The 23,738-nt window shown below is 57.3% G+C and carries 28 protein-coding genes; 12 read left to right on the forward strand and 16 right to left on the reverse strand.

Annotation, left to right across the window (positions count from 1 at the left end; genetic code table 11):
- Nucleotides 1-133 precede the first annotated feature (133 nt).
- Nucleotides 134-739, forward strand: coding sequence for an FMN-dependent NADH-azoreductase (azoR, locus tag RVY89_RS08030; protein WP_008502313.1), 606 nt, complete (start codon nt 134-136; stop codon nt 737-739).
- 90 nt (nt 740-829) lie between these two features.
- Nucleotides 830-1,516: an RluA family pseudouridine synthase gene (locus RVY89_RS08035; protein WP_484827456.1), complete on the forward strand. Its 687-nt coding sequence runs from the start codon at nt 830-832 to the stop codon at nt 1,514-1,516.
- Between the two features lie 7 nt (nt 1,517-1,523).
- On the opposite strand, the gene RVY89_RS08040 is transcribed toward RVY89_RS08035, so the two are convergent.
- Nucleotides 1,524-2,063, reverse strand: a complete 540-nt coding sequence (locus tag RVY89_RS08040; protein WP_021242569.1) for a DUF2058 domain-containing protein — start codon at nt 2,061-2,063, stop codon at nt 1,524-1,526.
- A 267-nt stretch (nt 2,064-2,330) separates the two neighbouring features.
- On the opposite strand from RVY89_RS08040, the gene RVY89_RS08045 reads away from it, so the two are divergent.
- The 4 genes from RVY89_RS08045 to RVY89_RS08060 all read left to right on the forward strand — a co-directional run bounded on the left by RVY89_RS08045 (nt 2,331) and on the right by RVY89_RS08060 (nt 5,800).
- Nucleotides 2,331-2,852, forward strand: a complete 522-nt coding sequence (locus RVY89_RS08045; RefSeq protein WP_484827457.1) for a DUF2778 domain-containing protein — start codon at nt 2,331-2,333, stop codon at nt 2,850-2,852.
- Between the two features lie 253 nt (nt 2,853-3,105).
- Nucleotides 3,106-3,597, forward strand: coding sequence for an Hcp family type VI secretion system effector (locus RVY89_RS08050; protein WP_249576103.1), 492 nt, complete (start codon nt 3,106-3,108; stop codon nt 3,595-3,597).
- Nucleotides 3,598-3,770: 173 nt separating this feature from the next.
- On the forward strand, nt 3,771-4,745 hold the full coding sequence (locus tag RVY89_RS08055; protein ID WP_371897480.1) for a DUF1852 domain-containing protein: 975 nt from the start codon (nt 3,771-3,773) through the stop codon (nt 4,743-4,745).
- 23 nt (nt 4,746-4,768) lie between these two features.
- The gene (locus RVY89_RS08060; protein ID WP_484827458.1) at nt 4,769-5,800 is read left to right on the forward strand and encodes a methionine synthase; all 1,032 of its coding nucleotides are present in this window, start codon (nt 4,769-4,771) and stop codon (nt 5,798-5,800) included.
- Between the two features lie 47 nt (nt 5,801-5,847).
- Here the strand turns inward: RVY89_RS08060 and RVY89_RS08065 are convergent, their stop codons facing one another.
- Genes RVY89_RS08065 through RVY89_RS08075 form a run of 3 tightly spaced genes read right to left on the reverse strand, consistent with a single transcriptional unit; the run spans nt 5,848 to nt 9,970 of the window.
- Nucleotides 5,848-7,632, reverse strand: coding sequence for an aryl-sulfate sulfotransferase (locus RVY89_RS08065; RefSeq protein WP_484827459.1), 1,785 nt, complete (start codon nt 7,630-7,632; stop codon nt 5,848-5,850).
- Nucleotides 7,633-7,661: 29 nt separating this feature from the next.
- Nucleotides 7,662-8,405 carry an ABC transporter ATP-binding protein gene (locus RVY89_RS08070; RefSeq protein WP_484827460.1) on the reverse strand — a complete coding sequence of 248 codons (744 nt, stop codon included), beginning with the start codon at nt 8,403-8,405 and terminating at the stop codon, nt 7,662-7,664.
- The gene (locus tag RVY89_RS08075) at nt 8,402-9,970 is read right to left on the reverse strand and encodes an ABC transporter permease (protein ID WP_484827461.1); all 1,569 of its coding nucleotides are present in this window, start codon (nt 9,968-9,970) and stop codon (nt 8,402-8,404) included. Before RVY89_RS08075 ends, RVY89_RS08070 begins: the two co-directional genes overlap by 4 nt.
- Nucleotides 9,971-10,191: 221 nt before the next feature.
- On the opposite strand from RVY89_RS08075, the gene RVY89_RS08080 reads away from it, so the two are divergent.
- Nucleotides 10,192-11,250, forward strand: coding sequence for an ABC transporter substrate-binding protein (locus tag RVY89_RS08080; RefSeq protein WP_484827462.1), 1,059 nt, complete (start codon nt 10,192-10,194; stop codon nt 11,248-11,250).
- Here the strand turns inward: RVY89_RS08080 and RVY89_RS08085 are convergent.
- Together RVY89_RS08085 and RVY89_RS08090 are read right to left on the reverse strand one after the other, a co-directional pair.
- Nucleotides 11,247-12,188: a LysR family transcriptional regulator gene (locus RVY89_RS08085; protein ID WP_484827463.1), complete on the reverse strand. Its 942-nt coding sequence runs from the start codon at nt 12,186-12,188 to the stop codon at nt 11,247-11,249. The two genes, RVY89_RS08080 and RVY89_RS08085, sit on opposite strands and share 4 nt — an antisense overlap.
- Before the next feature lie 69 nt (nt 12,189-12,257).
- Nucleotides 12,258-13,199 carry a LysR family transcriptional regulator gene (locus tag RVY89_RS08090; protein ID WP_484827464.1) on the reverse strand — a complete coding sequence of 314 codons (942 nt, stop codon included), beginning with the start codon at nt 13,197-13,199 and terminating at the stop codon, nt 12,258-12,260.
- A 94-nt stretch (nt 13,200-13,293) separates the two neighbouring features.
- On the opposite strand from RVY89_RS08090, the gene RVY89_RS08095 reads away from it, so the two are divergent.
- Together RVY89_RS08095 and RVY89_RS08100 are read left to right on the forward strand one after the other, a co-directional pair.
- On the forward strand, nt 13,294-13,728 hold the full coding sequence (locus tag RVY89_RS08095) for a DMT family transporter (RefSeq protein WP_127730743.1): 435 nt from the start codon (nt 13,294-13,296) through the stop codon (nt 13,726-13,728).
- Between the two features lie 3 nt (nt 13,729-13,731).
- Entirely contained in the window at nt 13,732-14,190 is a 459-nt protein-coding gene (locus RVY89_RS08100; RefSeq protein WP_484827465.1) for a DMT family transporter, read from the forward strand.
- A gap of 424 nt (nt 14,191-14,614) precedes the next feature.
- On the opposite strand, the gene RVY89_RS08105 is transcribed toward RVY89_RS08100, so the two are convergent.
- The 8 genes from RVY89_RS08105 to RVY89_RS08140 are packed head-to-tail and all read right to left on the reverse strand — an operon-like array spanning nt 14,615 to nt 20,483.
- Entirely contained in the window at nt 14,615-15,139 is a 525-nt protein-coding gene (locus RVY89_RS08105) for a DUF3833 domain-containing protein (RefSeq protein ID WP_407821299.1), read from the reverse strand.
- Complete coding sequence (locus RVY89_RS08110) at nt 15,136-15,657, reverse strand: chalcone isomerase family protein (protein ID WP_484827466.1); 522 nt, start codon at nt 15,655-15,657, stop codon at nt 15,136-15,138. The genes RVY89_RS08105 and RVY89_RS08110 overlap by 4 nt, the downstream gene beginning before the upstream one ends.
- The gene (locus RVY89_RS08115) at nt 15,654-16,139 is read right to left on the reverse strand and encodes a DUF2878 domain-containing protein (protein WP_111966720.1); all 486 of its coding nucleotides are present in this window, start codon (nt 16,137-16,139) and stop codon (nt 15,654-15,656) included. The genes RVY89_RS08110 and RVY89_RS08115 overlap by 4 nt, the downstream gene beginning before the upstream one ends.
- Entirely contained in the window at nt 16,136-17,356 is a 1,221-nt protein-coding gene (locus tag RVY89_RS08120; protein WP_484827467.1) for a class I SAM-dependent methyltransferase, read from the reverse strand. Before RVY89_RS08120 ends, RVY89_RS08115 begins: the two co-directional genes overlap by 4 nt.
- Nucleotides 17,353-18,075 carry a DUF1365 domain-containing protein gene (locus tag RVY89_RS08125; RefSeq protein WP_484827468.1) on the reverse strand — a complete coding sequence of 241 codons (723 nt, stop codon included), beginning with the start codon at nt 18,073-18,075 and terminating at the stop codon, nt 17,353-17,355. The genes RVY89_RS08120 and RVY89_RS08125 overlap by 4 nt, the downstream gene beginning before the upstream one ends.
- A gap of 1 nt (nt 18,076) precedes the next feature.
- Nucleotides 18,077-19,336, reverse strand: a complete 1,260-nt coding sequence (locus RVY89_RS08130; protein WP_484827469.1) for an NAD(P)/FAD-dependent oxidoreductase — start codon at nt 19,334-19,336, stop codon at nt 18,077-18,079.
- Complete coding sequence (locus RVY89_RS08135) at nt 19,333-20,052, reverse strand: SDR family NAD(P)-dependent oxidoreductase (RefSeq protein WP_484827470.1); 720 nt, start codon at nt 20,050-20,052, stop codon at nt 19,333-19,335. The genes RVY89_RS08130 and RVY89_RS08135 overlap by 4 nt, the downstream gene beginning before the upstream one ends.
- Nucleotides 20,049-20,483, reverse strand: a complete 435-nt coding sequence (locus RVY89_RS08140) for a nuclear transport factor 2 family protein (RefSeq protein WP_484827471.1) — start codon at nt 20,481-20,483, stop codon at nt 20,049-20,051. Before RVY89_RS08140 ends, RVY89_RS08135 begins: the two co-directional genes overlap by 4 nt.
- Nucleotides 20,484-20,740: 257 nt before the next feature.
- On the opposite strand from RVY89_RS08140, the gene RVY89_RS08145 reads away from it, so the two are divergent.
- Nucleotides 20,741-20,938 (forward strand): hypothetical protein, encoded by a 198-nt coding sequence (locus tag RVY89_RS08145; protein ID WP_008502331.1) that lies wholly within the window; start codon nt 20,741-20,743, stop codon nt 20,936-20,938.
- Nucleotide 20,939: 1 nt separating this feature from the next.
- A complete protein-coding gene (locus tag RVY89_RS08150; protein ID WP_484827472.1) occupies nt 20,940-21,728 on the forward strand; it encodes a hypothetical protein in 789 nt (262 codons plus the stop codon).
- Between the two features lie 67 nt (nt 21,729-21,795).
- On the opposite strand, the gene RVY89_RS08155 is transcribed toward RVY89_RS08150, so the two are convergent.
- Nucleotides 21,796-22,197, reverse strand: a complete 402-nt coding sequence (locus RVY89_RS08155; RefSeq protein ID WP_484827473.1) for a VOC family protein — start codon at nt 22,195-22,197, stop codon at nt 21,796-21,798.
- A 192-nt stretch (nt 22,198-22,389) separates the two neighbouring features.
- On the opposite strand from RVY89_RS08155, the gene RVY89_RS08160 reads away from it, so the two are divergent.
- On the forward strand, nt 22,390-22,947 hold the full coding sequence (locus tag RVY89_RS08160) for a histidine phosphatase family protein (protein WP_484827474.1): 558 nt from the start codon (nt 22,390-22,392) through the stop codon (nt 22,945-22,947).
- A gap of 114 nt (nt 22,948-23,061) precedes the next feature.
- On the opposite strand, the gene RVY89_RS08165 is transcribed toward RVY89_RS08160, so the two are convergent.
- Nucleotides 23,062-23,640, reverse strand: a complete 579-nt coding sequence (locus RVY89_RS08165; protein ID WP_484827475.1) for a TetR/AcrR family transcriptional regulator — start codon at nt 23,638-23,640, stop codon at nt 23,062-23,064.
- Between the last annotated feature and the right edge of the window lie 98 nt (nt 23,641-23,738).

The raw sequence follows: 23,738 nt of genomic DNA on the forward strand, positions 1-23,738 counted from the left end.
TTTCGCGCCTTATTCAAAAAATTCGAACATAGGCTTCGATATATTGCGCTATCTCTGTGGCAGGATTGTGAATAGAGTGTCAACAAGCAACGGGGCAACCCCCTTCAATCAAATGCAACAACAGGAATCACCCATGAGCAAAGTATTAGTTTTGAAATCCAGCATTCTGGCAGGGTACTCTCAGTCTGGTCAGCTGTCTGATTACTTCGTTGAACAGTGGCGTGAACAGCATTCTGCTGACGAAATCACCGTGCGTGACCTGGCTGCAAACCCAATTCCCGTGCTGGATGGCGAACTGGTTGGCGCGCTGCGCCCAAGCGACGCACCGCTGAGCCCACGTCAGCAGGAAGCCCTGGCCCTGTCCGACGAGCTGATTGCCGAGCTGCAGGCGCATGACGTAATCGTCATCAACGCCCCAATGTACAACTTCAACATCCCAACCCAGCTGAAGAACTACTTCGACCTGGTGGCGCGCGCTGGCGTAACCTTCCGTTACACCGAGAACGGCCCGGAAGGTCTGGTGAAAGGTAAACGTGCGATCGTCCTGACCAGCCGTGGCGGTATCCATAAAGACACCCCAACCGACCTGGTTGCGCCGTACCTGAGCCTGTTCCTGGGCTTCATCGGCATCACTGACGTGAACTTCGTGTTCGCGGAAGGTATCGCTTACGGTCCTGAAGTGGCAACTAAAGCGCAGACCGACGCGAAAGCCGCAATCGACAGCCTGGTTGCAGCGTAAGACTTCACCCTCTCACCGCCCGGTGGGAGGGTTTTTCTTTTCCCCCGCATTTCGTTATCATCCGCTCCCACTCTCCAGCCGGGCGGCCTGATGTCTGCGATTATTGATTCTTTTATTGCCCCACCGTGTCACGACGACATTGAGATCCTCTGGCAGGATGAACATCTGCTGCTGATCGATAAGCCTTCCGGCCTGCTGAGCCTCTCGGGCAAAAATCCGCAAAACCTTGATTCCGTCCACTATCGTTTGGTCCAGACGTTCCCCGGCTGCACGCTGGTACACCGCCTGGACTTCGGTACGTCCGGGCTGATGGTGGTTGCGCGCAATAAGGCCATCAACGCGGCGCTGTGCCAGCAGTTCAGCCAGCGCAGCGTGGAGAAAGTCTACAGCGCCCTGCTTTGCGGACATGTGGAAAATGACGAAGGTGTAATCGATGCGCCGATTGCCAAAGACCCGGCGCTGTTCCCGCTGATGTCGATCTGCGCCATCAACGGGAAACCCGCCCGCTCCCGCTATCGGGTGGTGGAACGGTTTTATCAGGTGACGGGACTGCCGTTAACGCGGGTGGAACTGACTCCGGAGACCGGACGAACCCACCAGCTGCGCATTCACTGCCGGCAGCTGGGGCACCCGATTCTGGGCTGCGATCTGTATGGTGGTCTTGAAGCGCCGGGGGCTGAGGGAACGCCCCGCCTGATGCTGCATGCCAGCGAGTTGAATTTTATTCATCCCGCGAGCGGCGAGCCGGTTAACGCCCGTCACGCCGCCCCGTTCTGAACGCGGTTTACCACATCAGATCGTCAGGAATTTTGAAGTCTGCGTACGGATCGTCTTCGTCCTGCTCTTCCTGGCTGAGCGCGCTGTTCAATACGATGCTGTCGGCATCGCGCTGGGCAATTTTGTCGGCCACTACAGCCGGGATAATCGCGTATTCGCAGTCGCCGCTGGCGTTAATCACCAGACGGGCAATCGCCAGACGGCCATTGATAAGCTGAGCCTGGGTTTGCTTGTCGACTTCGATTTTTTTGATCAGATTACCGTCGGTGAAGTTAAAGGTGATGTTACCTTTCGCCACGGTGATGCGGTTCATCTCAATCAGCTGCTTCACCTGCGCCTTAAACTCTTTCGCCAGCACGGCCTGCTTCTGCTGCTCGCTCAGCAGCTTGTCACGCTCGATCTGCGCCTTCTTGTTTTCTTCTACCGCTTCCCGAGCCTCACGCGCCTGAACGCGTGATTTCTTTGCCGTACGCTGCACTTTCGCCGCTTTCTTGCTGCTGACCAGGCCCGCTTTCAGCATCTGCTCTTGTAAGGTGAGTTTTGTCATGATTGTTTCTAAACCGGTTGGAAATTTTGGGGATTATAGCGGGAATTGCGGAGCGTGTGCCAGAGAAGTAGGCATGGCGTTTTGTTGCCTGAGCCTTATTTATTATTTATTCAGCGCTTACTAACGCTTCAGCCGCAAGAGTGATTAAAAATTGTCAGGTCATTTTCTTAAAAAAATTAGCAGCGCAGAAATATGATGTGAGTTGAATATCTGTACCCACATCAGGCGTAGGCTGCCTTTCTCTTATTAAAAGACTAAGGAGAAAATATGGCCTTAAAAGGAACAATGCTGCTTAACGGTGCTGACTATGCGCCTTTTAACCTGCACGGCGTTGGCGTGTTTATGGCGCATTCCGGGCAGGGAATTTACAGAAACAATGGATTATGTGGTGCTGTTAAAGGCTCAAGCCCAATTCCCCCAGGGAAATACTGGATTGTTGACAGAGGGACTGGAGGTTTCTTTTCAGGGTTAAAAGCGAAGGTTCAGGATCGGTGGAACAAGGTTAGATCCGGGGCGGAATTTGGCCGCGATGAGTGGTTTGCTTTATACAAGGATGACTGGGGAATCGATGATGGCACCTGGATTGATAACGTCTATCGGGGTTTGTTTCGGCTGCATCCGGGTACGCTATCTGAGGGATGTATCACGATTGCCCATGATTCTGATTACGCATTGATTCGCAATGCTCTGATGAGTACGGAACTTATTCAGGTTCCCTGTATGCGTTCACTGAAGGCACGCGGCTGGGTTGAGGTGATTGAAAGTGGCTACACCAACACTTGTCCGTAAATGGGGCATCAGGCTATTCAAAACAGTCTGGTTTCTATGCATCAGCATTATAGTAGGCCGCATATTGGGTCCCGCTGAACGCTATCTTGATCATGACGTGGCCTCATCTATATGTAATTTTATTTATGGAGACGTGAATGCTGAAACAATATATGACACATATACCAATATCGATATTTTAATTGCACTGACCCTCGCCACTATTATTTATCGCTTAACAACACTGTTACTCAATAAAACAAGGAAATAAAGAATGCCAATTCCTCCCTACATGTGGTTAAAAGACGATGGTGGAGCAGATATTAAAGGTTCCGTTGATGTTCAGGACCGTGAAGGTAGCATTGAGATCATAGGGCTGAGTCATGGCCTTAACCTACCGGTAGACAGCGCTAACGGCAAGATCACCGGCACGCGACAACACTCATCCATGCGGATTGAAAAGGAGGTTGATAGTTCCACGCCCTATCTCTATAAAGCAGCATCTACCGGTCAGGCGCTTAAAAGCGCTGAAATCAAGTTCTATCATATTAATGATGCCGGACAGGAAGTCTGTTATTACACCGTGTTGATGGAGAACGTAAAGGTTACTGGTGTTAACTGCAGCGTGCCGAACGTGAAGATCGCTTCTAACGATAAAATAAACCATGTGGAAAGCGTAAGTCTGCAGTACGAAAAAATCACCTGGCGCATTGTCGACGGCAACATCATGCACAGTGACGCCTGGAACGAACGTCCTACAGCATAACGCTAAGGGGCACGATGCCCCTTATTCTAACTATGCCAGCCTTTGCGTAATCCTGTTCATGAACTTCCCTCATGTTGCATTGAAATTAAGTCACTTCCCCTGCGGCGCGGGCTCAGGCATAAATTATGCATTAGTAACTTCTTAGCAACATGAACTTAGGATGCATAACCACAATGAGCAAAGCTTTCACATATACCCTTAAGCGCAGTTGCTTCGATGAGAATTACAACCCGTCAGAAAATACGCGTACGACTACCAACTTTGCCAACCTGGCGCGAGGCGAAAAACGTCAGGAAAACCTGCGCAATACGCTGGTGATGATCAATAACCGCTTTAATGCCCTGGCGCGCTGGGATAACCCAAACGCCGATCGCTACGCGGTCGAGCTTGAAATTATTTCTGTCGACCTGAATATTGGCGCGGAAAAGCCGTTCCCGGCCATCGAGATTTTGCAAACCACTATTGTCGACAAGAAAAACAACCAGCGAATCCCCGGCATCGTAGGTAATAACTTCTCGTCTTACGTGCGGGATTATGATTTCAGCGTCCTGCTGCTGGAGCACAACAAGAATCAGCAGCACTTCAGCATTCCGGAAAAGTTTGGCGAATTGCACGGCAATATTTTCCGCCACTTTGTGAATTCGCCGGAATACAAAGAGAACTTCAGCAAGGGTCCGGTGATTTGCCTGAGCGTCTCCAGCAAAGACACCTACCGCCGCACCGGTAACCAGCACCCCGTACTGGGCATTGAGTATCAGCCGGATGGCGAGTCGCTCACGGAGCAGTACTTCGCGAAGATGGGCCTGCAGGTTCGCTATTTCATGCCGGAAAACAGCGTGGCGCCTTTCGCGTTCTTCTTTACCGGTGATTTGCTGAGTGATTACACCGATCTGGAACTGATTGCCACCATCAGCACGATGGAGACGTTCCAGAAGATCTATCGCCCGGAAATTTATAACGCCAACTCGGCGGCGGGACTGTGCTACCGACCGGATCTAAACCAGCAGGATCACTCCTTAACCAAAATTGTCTATGACCGGGAAGAGCGTAGCCGTCTGGCGATTGAACAGGGTCGCTTTACCGAAGCGTATTTCATTAAGCCTTACCAACACATTCTTGAGCAGTGGTCTGATAACTACACGCTTTAATTCATCAAAAAAGGTCTTTTATTATGAAAACATTGCTCCCGACTTCTACGGCTGGCAGCCTGCCAAAGCCGACCTGGCTTGCGCAACCTGAAACGCTGTGGTCACCCTGGAAATTGCAGGATCATGAACTGCTGGCGGGCAAGCAGGATGCGCTGCGCCTGTCTCTGGATGAGCAGATCCGCGCGGGTATCGATATCGTCAGCGACGGAGAACAGACCCGTCAGCACTTCGTTACCACCTTTATTGAACACCTGAGCGGCGTCGATTTTGAAAATCGCCAGACGGTGCGCATTCGTAACCGCTACGACGCCAGCGTGCCGACCGTGGTTTCGGCCGTCGCGCGTCAGAAGCCGGTATTCGTGGACGATGCAAAGTACCTGCGCCAGCTCACGGATAAGCCAATCAAATGGGCCCTGCCCGGGCCGATGACCATGATCGACACCCTTTACGACGCGCACTATAAAAGCCGCGAAAAGCTGGCATGGGAATTCGCCAAAATCCTCAATCAGGAAGCGCGAGAGCTAGAGGCCGCAGGCGTGGATATTATCCAGTTCGACGAACCGGCGTTTAACGTCTTTTTTGACGAGGTGAACGACTGGGGGATCGCCGCGCTGGAGCGCGCCATTGAAGGGCTGAAGTGCGAGACCGCGGTCCACATCTGCTACGGCTACGGCATCAAGGCCAATACCGACTGGAAAAAGACGCTCGGATCCGAGTGGCGCCAGTACGAAGAGGCCTTCCCTAAGCTGCAGACGTCTAACATCGACATCATCTCCCTGGAGTGCCATAACTCACGCGTGCCGATGGATCTGCTGGAGCTGATCCGCGGCAAGAAAGTGATGGTCGGCGCGATTGACGTGGCAACCAACACGGTTGAAACGCCGGAGGAAGTGGCCGATACGCTGCGAAAAGCGCTGCAGTTTGTCGATGCCGACAAGCTGTATCCGTCAACCAACTGCGGCATGGCCCCGCTTTCACGTGAGGTTGCTAACGGTAAGCTGAAAGCCTTAAGCGCGGGCGCGGAGATCGTCAGACAGGAAATCCTGGCGAAATAGTCATCCGGTTTCCGGGTGAGGCGTTAACGGCCTCGCCCGGAGAGCCGTCATGCAGAAAGATCTCTCAACCAGCCGTGCACGCTTTCTGAAGTCAGATGTGCTGGTGTCCGCGATATCTCATTCCCTCCCCTGAGCGCCAGCAGCGCAGGCAGGCCGCGCACGCCAAGGCGGGCGGCCAGCGCCGGGTTCAGGTCGGCATCAAGATAGCGCGTATCAAGCCGGTCGGTCAGCGGGATGACCGCCTCCTGAGCCAGGATATGCCAGAGTTTTCGGCAATATACGCAGCGTTCTGCGCCAACAAACAGCAGCACCGTCCCCTTCTGTTCCAGCTCGCTTTCATTCTGAATCGGCCTGAACCGGCTCTCCGCCACGCGGAACAGTTTCGGACTGCGGAGAAGCGTATCGTTATCCGTCGCGACGCACAGCGCATCGGCACCTTTACTGTAGGGCTGCACCCCGGCAACCCGAACCACGCTTTGCGCCGGGCCCGCCGCCGCACCCGGCTGCCGCAGCGTTCGCACGTCCACCGGCTCAATCGGCGTCTCCTGTGGCGAGCTCAGCTGCGGGATCCAGGCGTAGGGAATGCGGTAGGCGCGGTACACCATATTGTTATTCAGCGTTTTTCCCCACCAGGGAGAGATATACTCCCAGACGATTTCATGATCGCGCGTCACCTCGAAGATCCGTCCGTTTGATCCTTCGTTAATCAAGGTATTGCCGTTCTCCAGGCGCTGCATATTGCTGATGTAAGGGCTGTAGAATCGGTAGGAATCGGTCGGTTGGGGCAAGTTTGCCTCGTACGGCGAGTAGCGCCACTCGATGTCCAGCGTGACCGGGTTGATTTCCAGGATCCGCGAATAATCTCGCCAGGCGTTTTTCACGCCGTCCGCCGAGGCCGGGTTTGGCGCGCCGTATCCGGCCCAGCCGCCGTTGTCAAAGATCAGGATATTACCCGCCCCGGGCAGGCCGTGGGGGATCATATGGGCGTGATGCTGGCCGATAATCCAGCCGATGTGTTTAAGCTCCGGCTTGCTGTAATCGGGCCCAAGCTGCCAGACGATGCGTCCGCTACGCTTATCAATAATGGCGATGATGTTGGATTCGCGCGCATCCCAGATAATGTTGTCGGGATGGAAGCGTTCATCTCCTGCGTCATACCATCGGTTCGGCCCGAGCGCCGACATCGAGTTGATATGCATCCAGTCGCCCATTCCGCCGCCGCTGGCGCGCATGTTCGGGTTATTGTAAAGCGCGGTTTTCGCCGCGTCGTCGAAGCCTAGTTCTTGAAAATGGTCGCTGCAGCGCCACTCCCACACCACGTTCCCCTCCCAGTCGACTTCGATGATGGCGTCATCCAGCAGGACCTTGTCTGAAATTGCCTCGTTGACCAGATTGGTATGGGCGAGGATCAGCGTATTGCCCCCGTCGACCTGCGGCTCCAGCCCCGGCGCATAATAGCCAACCGGATTGCCCGCGCGCTGATAGTCATGATGCGCCCTCGCCATCCAGCGCGGCTCATGGCCCGGATCGGCGATCTTTTCGTAGCGGTCAAATTTCCAGGTGACATTCCCCTCCCAGTCCACCTGAATCAGGTCAAGCATGTCCTGCATTCCGTAGCGCGGGTCGCGTTCGCCGCTGTGCCCGAGGATAGCCCCACCGGGCAAGATCTTGTTCGGAAAACCGTGCAGCTCCGGCCATTCCCGCACTACCGTGCCGTTCATGTCCACCAGTACGGCACCGTGTTCAGTGGCCTGAAAAAGCGTATAGCCGCTCCAGGCACGTGCCGGATCGTACAGCGTTGCGCCGGTGGGGAAGACGGAAGGATGTCCCATGTTATTACTCCTTAATTGAAATTGAATAGTCAGGATGAGGTAATCAGGTTTCGTATCTGGCGACAGGCAGCCGTGAAGGCGACATCGTCACGCTGGCGAGGATGAGGCAGCGCCAGGCTAATCACGTCGCGTATGCGTCCGGGACGCGGGGAAAGCACCACGATCCTGTCCGCCAGCGCTACCGCCTCCTCAACGTCGTGAGTGACCAGCAGCGTGGTGGTGCCTTCACTCTGGTGGAGGTGCAGCAGCTCCTGTTGCAGGGTGTGGCGCGTCAGCGCATCCAGCGCGCCAAAAGGCTCGTCCAGCATCAGTATCTGCGGGCGCGCCACCAGGCCTCGCGCAATGGCCACGCGCTGGGCCATGCCGCCGGAGAGCTGCGCGGGGAGTGCGTTGGCAAATTCGGCAAGCTGCACGCGCGCCAGCATCTCCTCTGCGCGCTGGCGCCTGGCTGCCCGGCTGAGTTTTTCATCCGCCAGACCCAGCATGACGTTGTCAATGACGCGCAGCCAGGGGAACAGGCGAGGCTCCTGAAAGACCATGCCGCGCGCCTTGCCCACGCCGCACACCCGCTCGCCGTTAACGCGGATTTCACCTTGAGTCGTGGCTTCAAGGCCAACCAGCATCCGCAGCAGAGTCGACTTTCCGCAGCCGCTGCTTCCCACCAGCGCTACCAGCTCGCCGGCGGCGATATCAAGACTAAAGTTCAGCACGGCGGTTACCTGCTGCCAGGATTTGCGCACCTGCTGAAACGAGACCAAAGGCGTGTTGCTCATGATGGCTCCTGTATGCGCCAGCGGGTGACGCGGATTTCCAGTAAACGTCCGGCTTTATCCAGCGCTGCGCCGGTAATACCGACGAGCACCATGCCGCAGAGGATGGTGGGCATGTCCAGCAGCTGCTGGGCATTAATCATCAGGCTGCCAATCCCGGTCCCGGAGGACATGAAATATTCCGCACCAATATTGCCAAGCCAGGCGTAAATCAGCGCCAGCCGTAGACCGGCAAAGATACCGGGCGCTGCGCCGGGAAGGATCAACGTGCGCAGACGCGTCAGCCCGCTTAAGCGCAGCACCCGGGCCACCTCGTCCAGATGCGGATTGCGCTGCAGAACGGCCTGCAGGGTGTTGAAGAACATCGGGAAAAATGAAGCCAGGGCAATAAACACCATTTTTCCGCCGTTATCATTACCGACCCAAGCGGTCAGAAGCGGCAGCCAGGCGAACAGGGCAATATGGCGCAGGACGTTTAGCGTCGGGGTGACGATCTCGCCGGCGCGCGGGCGCAGGGCCAGCAGCAGGCCGCATAAAAATCCCGCGGCTATCCCCACGGCACCGCCAACAAGGGTGCGCTCCAGGCTCGCCAGCATGGCTGATGCCAGCTCACCGCTCGTCGCGCCCTGCACAAAGCGCGCGACAACCGCCTGCGGGGATGAAAACAGCGCGGCATCAATCCAGCCCCGCTGGCTGGCGGCCTGCCAGAGCACCAGCAGCGCGGCAGGCAGTTGAAGCGCCTGCCAGCTGGCCTGCGGCTTCCAGGCCAGCCGCCCGACGGCAGCCTGGGGCCAGAACACCAGTCGCGAACCGACACGGCTGGCCGCCCAATCCATTACCATGCCGCTAATGCCGACGGCGATAATGGTCACAAAGACAATATCCAGCTGGAACAGCTGACGTCCCCAGACCATCAGGTAGCCAATGCCCTCCGAGGAAGCCAGCAGTTCAACCACAATCAGCGATACCCATGCCTGCGAAAGCGCCAGCCTGAGGCCGGTAAACCAGCCCGGCAGGCTTGCCGGGATCACCAGCCAGCGCAGGCGCTGCCAGCGGGAAAAGTGCATGACTTTTCCCGCCTCGCTCAGCGCCTCTGGCACGCTCGCTACCGCCTGCTGCGTGTTGAGGGTCAGTGGCACAATCGTGCTTTTGATGATGACCGCCAGCTTCAGGCCGTTATCAATCCCGAAGAGCACCATAAACAGAGGGATCCAGCCCAGCGTCGGGATCTGCGCCAGCGCGTAAAAGAGCGGCTCCACGCGGCGGGCCGCCCCTGGCACCAGACCAAACAGCGCGCCCAGCACGGTACCGATGATCGCCCCCAGCAGCAGGCCGAGCGCCAGATGCTGCAGGCTGAAGGCCCACTGCCCCAGCAGATCGGCGCGCAGAAGCGATAGCGCCGTGTCGGCCACCGCGCCGGGGGCGGGCAGAATTTGTTCAGGCATCCACCGCGCATACGCGGCGACGTACCACAGCAGCAGAAGTAACGCCGGCATGAGCCACGGCCAGCCGTTAAGCTGGATCCTCGGCCTGCCGGAAGGTGCGGTTTTTAAAATCATTTGCGACATAGCGGTTCACTGATTAACGAGCCATGCCGCTATCAAATCCCCTCTTACGGCCCGTCGTCATTGCGTTACGCGAATAATCCCGATGCAACAAATGCATGTGAACCTGCCGGGTGCACGGACGCTGATTTAGCTTTTTTTCACCTGTTCTTTTCTACTAAAAGCATTTAACAGCCGGGCGACGAGATCTTTAGGGTGAAAAAAAACAACAGGAGTCACTCGTTATGATGAAAGCTTTTATCAACCGCACCCTGCTGGCGCTGGCAGCCGTGATGATGCTGACGGCGAATGCCAGCGCCGACCCGCTGCGCACCATACGTATCGGCGTACCGGACCAGAGCGCAGGCAGCAAACCCTTTATCGGAGGCCCGCTCGGCATGGCGTATATCCGCCATCAGCTGGAGGACGTGTTTAAACCCCAGGGCGTTAGCGTTGAATGGCAGTTTTTCAAGGGCGCGGGACCGGCGGTGAATGAGGCGCTGGCTAACCAGCAGCTTGATTTTGCCTGGCTTGGCGATCTTGCGGCTATTATCGGAAAGGCAAACGGTCTTCCGACGCGCCTGCTGCTCGGCAGCCGCGGGTCCGAATCCTACCTGGCGGTTACCCGAGCTTCGGGCATTCGCTCTCTGGCAGACCTGAAAGGGAAACGGGTCGCGGTCTATCGCGGCACGGCGGATCAGCTGGCGTTTGACCGCGCCTTGCGCACGGCGGGGCTTACGGAACGCAGCCTGCAGGTGATTAATCTCGACTGGAATGCCGGTAAGGCGGCGCTGGCCGCTGGCCGCGTGGATGCCGTCTGGGGCGGCGTATCGCTTCTTGCCTTACGCGGCGAGAAAATAGACGTGGTGGCCAGAAGCGGCGACTCTGGCCGCCAGAATACGACGCAGGCTGCGCTGCTCGGTACGCAACACTTTATCGACGCGTGGCCGCAGGCTACCCAACAGATCGTCGACGTTCTGGTGAAAAATGCTGCTGAGATAAGCGAGCCGTCCAGCCGCAACGCCTGGTCCGCTGAAATGGCGCAGCAAAGCCAGATCCCCCAGGCGCTCTTCCTGGAAGAACTCCGCCCCGATGACCTTAACTTTACCACCTCACCGCGCATCGACCCGTTCCTGACGGACAGTTTCAGCCAGAGTGTTGAACAGGCACAGGCGTCTCGCCTGATCCGCAGCGCCTTTGATGCCCGACAGTGGGCCGAGGGAAAATTCGTCGAACAGGCGATCACCACACTGAAGCTGGAAACCCGCTGGCCGCAGTACGATGCCGAAGGTCAGCCGCGCTAAACCTCCTCCTGCTCCAGCAGCTGAAGAGCGTGCTGGCGGTCAACGTGGAGAATAATCTCGATCATCTTCTCGACCAGCGGCGTCTGAGTCGCATGAACCGGAGAGATAATCCCAAACCGGGTCTGCATCAGGCGCCACTCTTCCGGCAGATCGCTGAGCTCCAGCTTTACCAGGCTATGGCTCTGCTGGCACAGCGCAAATCCGTCCTCGCTGGCGAAGCTGACGGCGTGCGTATGGGCCAGCGTAGAAAGCAGTGCATAAATGTGGTCACACTGGATTGCCGGCGAAAAATCCTGCTGCTCGCTCAGGGTTGCCAGCACTTTGCGCACGCCGGGCGGCAAATAGGGTGCAGCAAACGGATAGCGGAGCATGGTCTGGACGGAAACGGGCCCCTCGTTCGCCAGCGGGTGATCGACGTGGCAGATAAAGAAGCAGCGCTGCGGGCTCAGCGGCTGAACGCGAAGCTGGGGATCGAGTTCGGCCTGCCAGCTGTCGGCGACGACGAACGGATAGTGGCGAGAGGTCAGCGCCTGATGGAGGGCAAACCAGTTATCAACCTGAAACCTTACCTTCGCCTGGGGCATGCTGCGGTGGAATGCCCCCACCGCGGCGGGGATCAGCCGCGCCGACGGTGCCGGGCCGCAGCCGAACATCACCTCCCCGGTGAGCGCCTCCTCCGCCTCGCGCATCTGGCTGCTGAGCTCAACGTTCAGGGCCTGAAAGCGGCGGGCATAAGGAAGCAGCGTTTGTCCGTGCAGCGTGAGAGTGGGAAGCTTGCTCTGGCGATCGAATAAAGGATGCCCTACGCTCTGCTCCAGCGCCTGAATGCTTCGGCTAAATGCGGACTGCGAAAGGCAAACCGCCTCCGCCGCCCGGTTAAAACTGCCGTATTCAACCAGCGCGACAAAGTTGCGAAGTTGGCGAAAATCAAGGTGCATGGCCGAATCATCCTCTGTTGATATCCCTTAACACTACTGGATGCCGGACCTGTCACGCAATCCCGGCGGTCAGTCGCGCCCGGTTTGCCAGTACGGCGGCGTACCAAAACGCTCGACGTAATAATCAATCACCGCCCTGACGTTCAGGGGAGGATGTCGGGCATCAGGGTAGATCGCCGCGATCGCCTGCTGTTCCGTATTGATGGCACACTCCAGCGCGGGCAGGAGCGAAATCAGCTCGCCGCGCTGAAGCGGCTCGCTCACCAGCCAGTCCGGGAACAGCACAATCCCCATCCCGCCCAGCGCCGCGGCCAGTAACGCCTCCGCATTATTGGAGGCCATCAATGGCGTCACGGGATAGTGTATCCACGCCTCGCCCTTCCTGCGAAAGAGCCAGCGGTTTGGCCCTGACGATCCGCGATAGACAAGACAGTGATGACGGTTCAGATCGTCCGGTCCTTCAGGTGCACCGTGTTTACGCACGTAGTGTGGCGACGCGGCCAGATGATACACCTGCTGCCCGAACACGCGCGCCCGAAACGAGGAGTCCGTCAGTACGCCAATGCGGAAGATAAGGTCCGCCGCATCACGGTGGGGGTCAATAAAATCATCGGTCAGCATCAGCTCTACGTTCAGGCGGGGATAGCGTTCCGACAGGCCGGGAAGACCTGGGGCTATGTGCTTCTGGCCGAAAAACACCGGTCCGTTAATGCGGATCGCGCCGGAAGGCTCCACCGCACGCGCGTCCAGCTCCCGTCGCGCCTCTTCCAGGTTTTCCGCCATTGACCGGGCGTAGCGAATAAACAGATGACCGCTTTCCGTGGGAATGACGGCCCGCGTATTGCGATAGAAAAGCTGCTGCCCGAGCGCATCCTCAAGCTGGTGGATCACGCGCGATATCTGCGAGGCCGATATCCCCTGCCGCCGCGCCACGACGGAGAAGTTCTGCACTTCATACACGTCGATAAAGATCAGCAGCGCGCGGATGTTGATGTTGCTGGCGTCAACCATTAATGCATTTCTCGCAAAGGTGTTTACAGCATTATGGCATTTTTCTCATTGAACAACCCACGTAATCTTCTCCGCCTGAAAACGGAGGAAGAAAATGCAGTTTGTTTTGATTTTACTGGTGATTGCCGGCGGGATGGGCCTCTCCGTCGAAGCGGGACTGCTGGGACCGCTGGGGGGAAAGGTCGGGGATTTATGGGCGACGTTCAGCATTTTTGGCGTTGGCGCCGCGCTGACGTTTCTGCTGATGCTGTTTTTCAGCCCGCGCAACAGCCCCTCGTTTTTCGCACAGCCCGGCTGGCAGCTGCTCGGCGGCGTGCTCGGTCCGGTGTACGTGGTCATCCTGACCGTGGCGACACCCGCCATCGGCATCGCCATGACCATGATTGGCATTCTGGCCGGCCAGGTCTTTAAAAGCCTGATCATTGACCATTACGGTCTGCTGGGTTCGCCGCACAGGAAGATAAACGCGAAGCGCATTATTGCACTGGGGTTCATTATTGCGGCATTGGTTCTGGTCGCGCAGGGGTAACGTATGACACTGATTATGATTCTTCTGGCCGTCTGCGGCGGCGCGACGCTGAGCATTCAGGCCGCCATTAACGGCCAGCTCGGCAGCAGCGTGGGGGTATTCAAAAGCGCGTTTCTGACCTTCTCCGTCGGCGCGCTGGTGACCGCCCTGCTGATTTTCTTCTTTGAGCCTAAGCAGGCGGTCACGCTGCTGGACGTGCCGAAATGGCAGCTTCTCGGGGCAATGTTTGGCGTGCCTTATATTGTGATTATGGTCGTGGCGGTGCAGCGCATCGGCACCGCCGTCGCCACGGTGGCGGTGATCTTTGGCCAGCTCGCCATGAGCATGTTGATTGACAACTTTGGCTGGTTGGGTAATGCCGCCATTCCCTTTTCGCCCAGCCGTCTGGGGGCGGTAGTCTGCCTGGGGATTGCGCTTGTCTTTATTTACTCGGGTAGTAAAACCCGTTCTGCCGGGGCATGACATCACACCTTGCGGACACAGCGTAGACACGAAACAGTTCCCTCGCCCCTTTGGGGAGAGGGTTAGGGTGAGGGGGAACATACGGTTGTAGTGGTCATTCCGTTCACTTTATGTTCCTTGCTACTCTGTAACGACATGACCTGTGAACGTGCCAGGGTGGCTCAATCGCCACCACCCTGGCGACCCGGGCTCCCGGCGGTAAATCGCCGCTTCGCGGTCCCTTCGGCTTATTCCTTCCGGCTTATCGGGGACGGGCGGAGGTAACATCCCTGTAAAGCCCGCCCTCTCGGCGCATCCCTGCGCCTCGCCCCGGCCTGCAGGAAACGCCTCAGCGATTTACAGCCGGACCAGGTCATCGCTGCAAAATAATCATGTCATTTAAAAAATCCGAATCGCTTCTGGTTACAAATTGAGTGGGGATCCCTTATCCCTTGGTGAAAAACAACGTCACCGTGGCAACGGTTACGCCCAGCTTTTTCATCTCGGTTTTATTAAACAGGTGCGTTTCATCCTGCAGGTACATCCAGTCGTCAAAGTTCAGTAGCCAGGTGCTACCGTTGGCCTTCACGTTCATGCTGTAATGCCAGTTGAACGCGTTGCCTGCGGCCTGCCCCGTCGCTACCCCTTCGATATCCCCCGCAGTGCCCTCGTAGCGATCGTTCCCCAGGCGCCGGATATGCCAGACCCGCTGCTGCTTCTCACCGTCATCGTAAACAAAATGTTCGTTGAGCGTCAGCGTATCGCCGATAACGTCTCCGGCAATCTCAACGTGGAAACGTCGGATCTGCTTGCCGCTGCGATCCTGCACCATCCCCCACGCTTCGGTTTTGCCCTGGAAGAAATGGAAGATATCAAGCCGCGGCTGCTGCTGGCGGTACTCGGTCACCTCCGTGCTACAGCCCGCCAGCAGCATCGTCAATGCCAGCACCATCATCAGGAAACGTTTCATTTTTGGCCTCCGATTAACTGCTGACGCAGCTCAGGATATTGCGTACGGGGAGCCAGCCAGATGGCCAGAAAGCGGGTACTGAACGCTTCTGACTGGCGTGGTCCCAGGGGAATAAAGGTTTTCTGAAGGGTCGGATCGCGGTACCAGAACTGCCCCTGCTGGTCATCAAGGACAAACGCCAGCTGCGAGCCCGGTCGGACATCCGGCCACAGCGTCCGGAGCATCCGCAGCCAGGCTTCACTTTGCGGTTCCTGCGCCAGGATCCCCTGCGCCTGCCACTGGTCGCGGGTCGCCTCAACCAGTTCATCGCGATCGATGTCGCGCGCATAGGTAATTATCAGCGCCTGATCCTGATTCTCCCGACCGTAACGCCCGTCCGGAGTGCGCAGCTGGGAGGTATAGACGGTGAACGGTCCCCAGGTGAGCGTGGCATCGCCCACCTTCCGCCACGCCAGCCAGTCGGCGGCCTGTGCCGCGGGCATGGCGATCAGGCAAAGCAGCAAAATCACAGCTCTCATTTTTGTCTCCCCATCAGCAGGTGGAAAAACAGCATCAGCACCAGCCAGCCCGGCGCCATCCAGCTGACGACGATAAAGGTCGGCTCCAGAAATGTGATGGCATCCAGCCGCTCGCCAATCAGGTATGCCACCGGGCCTCCCACGGCGGCCAGCAGGGTCAGCAGCCAGCCGGGCAACGTGGTGGTGCGCGTCAGCTGCGTCCAGACGGTGGCGAACATCAGCCACAATGCCACCATCCATAGCGGCATCAGAGACTCGCCCGTGAAGGCTATCAGTCCCGTCAGCGCCCAGAGCGTATCGAGCAAACTGCCCGCCGCGGCCAGCCCGATGGCGTAAAAACGGTATACAGACGGCAAGAGCAGGCACGCCAGGATCGCCAGCGCGAGCCAGATAATCAGGCCCTTTTCGCGAAAGAGCACCACCAGCGTCCAGTAAAGATCGAACGCGACGGCCAGCAGAAAGACCTGAAGATATCGTTTCATACGCGCTCGGCGGTCAGCTGCACCACGCTGATGGTGCGGGCGTTAAACCCGGCTTCGCAGTAGCCAAAGTAGTACAGCCACATGCGGCGGAAACGCTCATCGAAGCCGAGCTTTTCAATCTCCTGCCAGGCGTGGACAAAGCGCTGCCGCCAGTGCGCCAGCGTGCGGGCGTAGTCCGGCCCCATGTCGAACAGATTGCGCACCACGAAATCGGTGTGGCGCGTCATCAGATCGTTCATCGCGGTAATGCTCGGCAGGAAGCCGCCGGGGAAGATGTAGCGCTGGATAAAATCAACGCTTTTGCTGTAGTCGCGATAGCGCTGGTCCTGAATAGTGATGGCCTGAATCGCCATGCGTCCTCCCGGGCGCAGCCGCGCCTGGCAGGTGCGGAAGAACGTGGGCAGATAGCGCTGCCCGACGGCTTCGATCATCTCAATCGAGACCAGCTTGTCGTACTGCCCGGTGAGGTCGCGATAGTCGCAGAGCAGCACCTCGACACGCTCCTGCAGCCCGGCGCGGGCGATCCGCTCGGTCGCCCAGACGTATTGCTCCTGCGACAGCGTGGTGGTGGTTACCCGACAGCCATAATGACGGGCCGCGTATTCCGCCATCGCGCCCCAGCCGGTACCGATTTCCAGCAGATGATCGCCCGGACTCAGCGCCAGCTGTTCGCACAGACGCGCCATTTTAGCCTGCTGAGCCGCCGTGAGATCCTGCTCGTCCTCCGTAAACAAGGCGCTGGAATAGAGCAGCTCCTTGTCCAGAAAATGGGAATAGAAGGTGTTGCCCAGATCGTAATGGGCGGCAATATTTTCACGCGCCTGCGCGCGCGAGTTACGCCGCGTCCAGTGGCGTAGCCGCTCCAGCGGTCTGCCGAACAGGCGGAACCCGTTTTCCAGACGGCCGAGCACTTCGCCGTTGAGCGCCAGAAGTTCCAGAAGCGGCGTAAGGTGCGCGGTTTCCCATTCGCCGTCCATCCAGGCTTCTGCCGCGGCAAGGCTCCCGCCCGTTAAGACGCGCCAGTAGACGCCGGGCGTAAGGATCTGTACGTCGGCATGCAGCGCGGAGGATGACTCACCAAAATGAAAGGTCTGCGCCCCTTCACGCAGGGTAAGAGAGCCGCCGCGGATACCGCTTAATAGACGAAAAAGCAGCCAGCGCGCAATGCGCACGTTGCGCGGGATATCGGGTTCTAACGCAAAGACGGGATCGGTCATGAGCGTTCACTCCTGCTGACGGGGTGGTTATGCAGCGGCACGCGCTTGAGCCACAGGCGCAGCGCCTGCCAGTAAATGGCAAAAACGGTTTTCAGGGTCATGAGCGGGATGCGCACCAAAAGCGCACGAAGCGCCGGGCGCGTCAAAGGTTCCCGGCGCAGCGCCAGCGTGGCGTCAAAGACCTTCGATTCCTGGTGATTTTCAATGTGCATATGCAGCGTGTTATCCGGCTCGTTAAAGCGCCAGTGGTAGATCATGTCCATCGGATTGAAGGGGGAAACGTGAAACGCTTTTTCCGTGGGCTGAGCCTCCTGTCCGTTGACGGCATAGTAATGACGTTCATTCCACGGCGTGTTGCGAACCTCCGCCAGCACCCAGCGCAGCGTCCCCTTCTCGTCATAGCAGTAGTAAAAGTTGACCGGATTGAAATGAAAGCCGAAATAGCGCAGCTGCGTCAGTAGCATGACCCGCCCGTTTGGACGTTCTCCGGTCAGGCTCTCCAGCCTGCTCAGCACGTTCTCTTTGAGCGGCGTGCCGAGCGGATAGTCCGCGTCGTGGAACGAGGAGGCGGCAAAGCGATTGCGCCGCACGCCGACGGACGGCAGCAGCGGCAGTTCATCGAGATCCAGCCAGGCCATAAAGACGCTGTAGCTGAATTCGTGGGTTTTCGGCTGGAAGCGGCGGTGGCGTAATACGCCGTGGTAGAGGCAGCTGTTCATCTCAGTTCCCCTCTCCGGCCGCTATCGCGTTGACCACGTCCAGCGCGCTGCGCACGCCATCCTCATGAAAACCGTTGTACCAGTAGGCCCCGCAGTACCAGCTCCGGTTATGACCGTTGATCTCGCCGCGCCGCGCCTGCGCCCGCCAGCTTTGCGGGTTAAACAGCGGATGTTCATAAAGGAAGCGTTGCAGAACGAAGCGTTCATCTACCGGCGCGTCAGGGTTCAGGGTGACGCAGAAAAGCGGACTGCCCGCAGGCAGCCCCTGCAGAATGTTCATGCTGTAGGTCACGCAGGCGCTGGCCTGCGCATGAGCGCTCAGGCGGTAGTTCCAGCTCGCCCACGCGCGCGGCCGCACCGGCAGCCAGCGCGGGTCGCTGTGCAGCACAACCTCGTTGCGCTGCCAGCCAATATCGCCCAGCACCTCGCGTTCTGCGGTGGTCGGGTCGTCAAGCATGGCCAGCGCCTGAGCGGAGTGGCAGGCAAATATCACCCGATCGAAGGTATGGCTGCCGTTTTCGAGCTGGAGGGTGACCCCGCGCTCGTGGCGGCTCACCCGCTGCACCGGCGAATTGAGATGCAGCGACAGACGGTCGCCCAGCTTATCCAGCATGGCGCGGATATACTCCCGCGAGCCGCCCGGCACCACGTACCACTGCGGGCGCTGGGTGATATCCAGCAGGCCATGATGATGAAAGAAGCGCAAAAAAAGCGACAGCGGGAAGCGCGTCATCTCCTGCAGCGATGAGGACCAGATGGCGGCCCCCATCGGCAGAATGTAGTGGCGCGCAAAAAACGGCGTGAAGCCGTGCTGGTCCAGAAACGTCTGCAGCGTGGCGTTCGGATCCACCTCACCGTCCAGCGCCGCTTTCGCCAGGCGGTTAAAGCGAACGATCTCGCCCAGCAGCCGCCAGAATGCCGGATTCACCAGGTTTCGACGCTGGGCAAACAGCGACGTCAGCGTGTGGCCGTTGTACTCAAACCCCGTCGCGGGGTCGTGCACCGAAAAGCTCATCTGCGTTTTTTGCCCGCTGATGCCCAGCTCGCTGAGCAGGCCCATAAGGCGCGGATAGGTGCGATCGTTGTAGACGATAAAACCGGTATCGATCGCGTATGTACCCTGTGGCGTCGTCACGTCAACCGTTGCGGTATGGCCGCCCGGCGTGGATCCCGCTTCAAACAGGGTCACCTGATGGTGTCCGGCCAGGCGCCAGGCGCAGGTCAGCCCGGCGATGCCGCTGCCGATAATCGCAATGTTCATGAACGCACCATCCTGCGCAGCAGCGCGCGCTGAAGAAACGCCGGCAGCCCGGAGAGCAGCCGCAAAATAAAGCCAAACCCGGACGGAAACGCAATATGCATTTTCCCAGCCGCCAGCCCGATCCGGATCGCCTTGACGGCCTCGTCGACGGTCACCCTGCCCGGCATGGCAAAATCGTTTTTTTGCGTCAGGGGCGTATCAACAAAGCCCGGAGAGACAACCGTAACGGTAATCCCTTTTGGTTCCCAGTCCAGGCGCAGGCTGTCGGCAAACCAGCTCAGCGCCGCTTTGGATGCGCCGTAGGCCTCCGCGCGGGGAAAAGGCAGCCAGTGGGCCATCGAGCTCACCAGCACCACGCGGTTGCCTCGAACCAGCTGCGGCTGCAGCGCCTCAAGGCAGTTCACCGGGCCGAGGAAATTGGTTGCCATCACCCGCTCCACCAGCGCCGCATCCACCACGCCCAGGTCGAGGTATTCGCAGGTGCCCGCGCAGAGAATAATCAGATCGGCGTAGCTACCGGTCAGCGCCTGGCGACAGGCGTCCCTGTCCGTCATATCGAACAGGCGCACGGTGAGATTGGGACAGCTCTGATGCAGCGCTTCCAGACGCGCCGGATCGCGCCCGCAGGCAATCACATGGTAGCCATCAGCGGAAAAAGATTTCGCCAGCCCGGCGCCAATCCCCGAGCTTGCGCCAGTAATCAACACCGTCTTCATGATTTGACCCTCCGCTTCACGCCGCGAACCGCCCAACCCAGCAGAGGAAGGTGTTCGTAGATCATCTCTCCCGCATCGTAGTAGTCGCGCTGGCGCGTGATGAGATCGTTGTCCGTCTCCACCACGGAACATCCGGGCAGGTCGAGCGGTTCGCCTCCGGCAATGCGCGGATGCGACCAGTGCATCACCCAGGTGACAACAAAACGGTTCCCACTGCACAGCGGCGGATCGATAGAAAAACGGCAGTTCTCGACGTTGGCCAGCAGATGTGTGAAATAGCGCTGAAGCGCGAAAAGCCCGTCATGCTGGCCAAACGGATCGATAAGCGTGGCATTCGAATGATAAAGCCCCGCCAGCGCGGACGGCGGCTGGCTATCCAGTGCGGCGTAGTACTCAACAAACCGACTCACGACAGAGGGCAAAGTGCTCATGGGTCACATCCTGGCTGTAAACAACGTGGCGTAATCGCATACTTAAAACTTACACAATTAACGTTATTTGTCCAAGTTTGTGCGGATTTATTTTTTATTACTTATAGATATCAACAACTTGATAACTCAATCATTTGACGGTTTTGTAGGCCGGGTATGGCGTAGCCGCCACCCGGCGTTCACTTTCAGGTTATCCTTAAGGCAAATTCAGCCGTCATCTTCCAGGCTTATCCTTTTTATTCATAAGGATGTCTGACATGAAACGTTTCTTCCTCTCCCTTTTCTCCAGCCCGGAATCCTTATTGCAGGTGATGAGCCAGCAGGAAATTATTGAAGCCGTCGAAGATGGCGATCGCATCATCATCGACCAGGACGGGAACGCCTCGGTGAACTACAAGAGCAACGAGGTGCGGCAGGACTTTCTGCGTCACGTTAACGCGCTGAAGAGGGCCTGATATGGGAACGGCGATATTTATGGTGCTGATGGTCTGCGGGTACTGGTACACCAGCCGCGACCTGTCGACCCGCTTTAAAATTAAGCGTTCCTTCGGCTGGGACGTCTATTTTCTCGTTGCGCTTTACGGCTGTATTTTCGTTCTGCAGGGGGTGATTGCGACGGGACTGCTCTGGCTGCTGCTGCTTGCCCTTTCCGCCGCCAACAACGCTTTTCACTTTGCCTCACCGAAATACACCGACTGGCAAATCGACTTTATGAACTGGAGTTTTTTAGGCATTCAGGCGCCGGTGGTGGTAATGCTGGCGTTCGCCATCCTGTTTTGTCTCTACCGCTCTAACTGGGCAGGCAGCGCCAGGCTCGACGGCGAGAGCCGGAAAAAGCTCTACAAACGGCTAGCGCAGGCGAGCGGGATTGAACAACTGCTGTACCAGTGTATGGAACAAGGCGAACTGGCGCAGGTCACGCTCCGATCGAGACGGATTTACGTCGGCATGATCCACACCGCGACGCTGGAATATGAAAAAACGGCCAATATCGTGCTGATCCCGATGTTAAGCGGGTACCGGGACGCGAAGACCATGAACCTGCGCATCGAGAATAATTACAGCCGGTGGTATGCGGAGCATGACATTACGCTCGACTCGGAACCCCGCAGCGCCATGTCTTTCCGCAAGGTGATTTTACTCAATCAAATTGAGAGCATCTCGCTGTTCGATCCCGCCAGCGCCAGCGCGCTGTCGCTGGCACAGCGGGACGAGAGCACATGGCCTAAAGAGACATCCCCATAATTCTGAGTATGCTCTGCTGGGAAGCGTGCAAGACAAAAGGCGAATGACACATCGTTTGCGGTGGTATTCACGGTTGCGCATTCTGATAAAGATCCCAGCGGTTGCCGTAAATATCTTCAAACACCACTACCGTACCGTACTCTTCCTCACGAGGTTCTTCGCAGAAATGAACGCCTTTTGCCTTCATGGCATGGTAATCGCGCCAAAAGTCATCCGTCTGAAGGAACAGGAATACTCGGCCACCGCATTGATTACCGATAAAACCTTCCTGCCTCTCGTTAGAAGCACGAGCCAGCAGGATATTGCAGTCGCTTTGCGGATTGGGTGAGACGACTACCCAGCGTTTCCCCGGTTGGGGCGTATCCTCTACGAGGGTAAACCCCAGCTTGTCGGTGTAGTATTCAATGGCGCGATCGTAGTCATCAACCACAATAGCCACGCAGCCGAGGCATCGCTTCTGTGTTCTCATTTCCGTTTCCTTGACCCTAAATGGTTATGCTTAGCGCTTTCCCACAGAATACGCGCGCATGAACATATTTTACAGACTGATAAGTCTGCTACGTACGATCCAGGTTCAGACACACTAAAACGGGTGGGTGAAAATCAGTGTGAGAACGCGCTAGTCTGCCTCTGGTGAATCGATGGTGAGCGATGAAGACATATGGAAATTATTTTGATGCGCCACGGCGAACCCGAATTCAGGGGCGCGGGAAAGGTGTCGTACAGGGAAATGGCGGAATGGATCGACAGCTATAACCGCTCTTCAACGGGCAGCGACAGACCTTCGGAGATGGCTCAAATCCTCGCGTACCGCGCGCTGACGTTTCTCAGCAGCCCTCTCCCGCGTGCCCTTTCATCGTTGAAAACGCTGGGGTGTGAACCAAGGTTAATTGATGAGGTTTTTCGGGAGGCAGAGCTGCCGGTATTTCGTATTCCGGGGTTACGGCTATCGCCATTTTACTGGGCGGCGCTGTTTCGCATTTTTTGGCTCTGCGGCCTGTCTGGCGAGTCAGAGCGCGTAAGCGCCGTAAAAAAACGTGCCGCTAAGGCGGCTGAGATCCTCATGTCGGCGGCAAGTGGCTCCGACGGACCCGTCTTTCTCATGGGGCACGGGGTCATCAACCGGTTTATTGCAAAAGAACTGATCGCATCAGGCTGGAAAGAACAGATTCGTCCAGATACCGGGTACTGGGGAGCGGGGGTTTACAGCATTGTATAGCGGCACATGCTGAGGCCGAGGATTGTTCATCCTCGGCGCACTCCAGCTGACTGTTATTCGGAAATGCTGAATGCACCAGTCAGCCATCGTCTGGAGGACTAAGGGGGATCCTCGCTAGCCCCCGATTAGGTCTGCCAGCGCCCTCTTCAGCGACGTGATGACCTCATCCGTCTCCATGCCCATTTGCGCATGAATAATTGCGCCGTCAATAAGCAGCATGATTTCATCGACGACGCGCTTATCACCCATCTTCGTCAGCGACGCAATAATATTCTTTGTTTCGATTTTATGATCGCGGCATATCGCTTTTATTTCGCTTTCAATCTCTTCGGATTTGGCTTCGGCGCTGGCATTAATAAACGCACAGCCGTGGAACTCGGACGAAATAAACCATTCACAGAGCGTTGCAGAAATCGCATCGGCAGGTATTTCGCCTTCATCGAGATGTCGGCGCAGCGTGGATTCAAACCAGCTAATCCATATTTCATGCCGATAGTTCAAATAGGCGAGAATAAGTAAACTTTTGCTCGGAAAATGGCGATAAAACGTTACCTTCGTCACTTTCGCCTCTTTAATCAGCGTATCCACCCCCGTCGCCCTGAAGCCTGTGGAATAAAACAGATCGTGCGCCGTGAGTAATATCTTATCTCTGACGCTGATTTTTGTATCGTTGCCTGCCGGTTCAGTTTTCACTTTTGGGTAGCCTCAAAAAGAATGTTGACAGCGTTATTCTACGGGCATAGATTACCGCAAGTAGACAGATCTGTCTACCTAATATAACGCTGAGGTAA

The organism is Enterobacter sp. 3U4 (assembly GCF_057224565.1).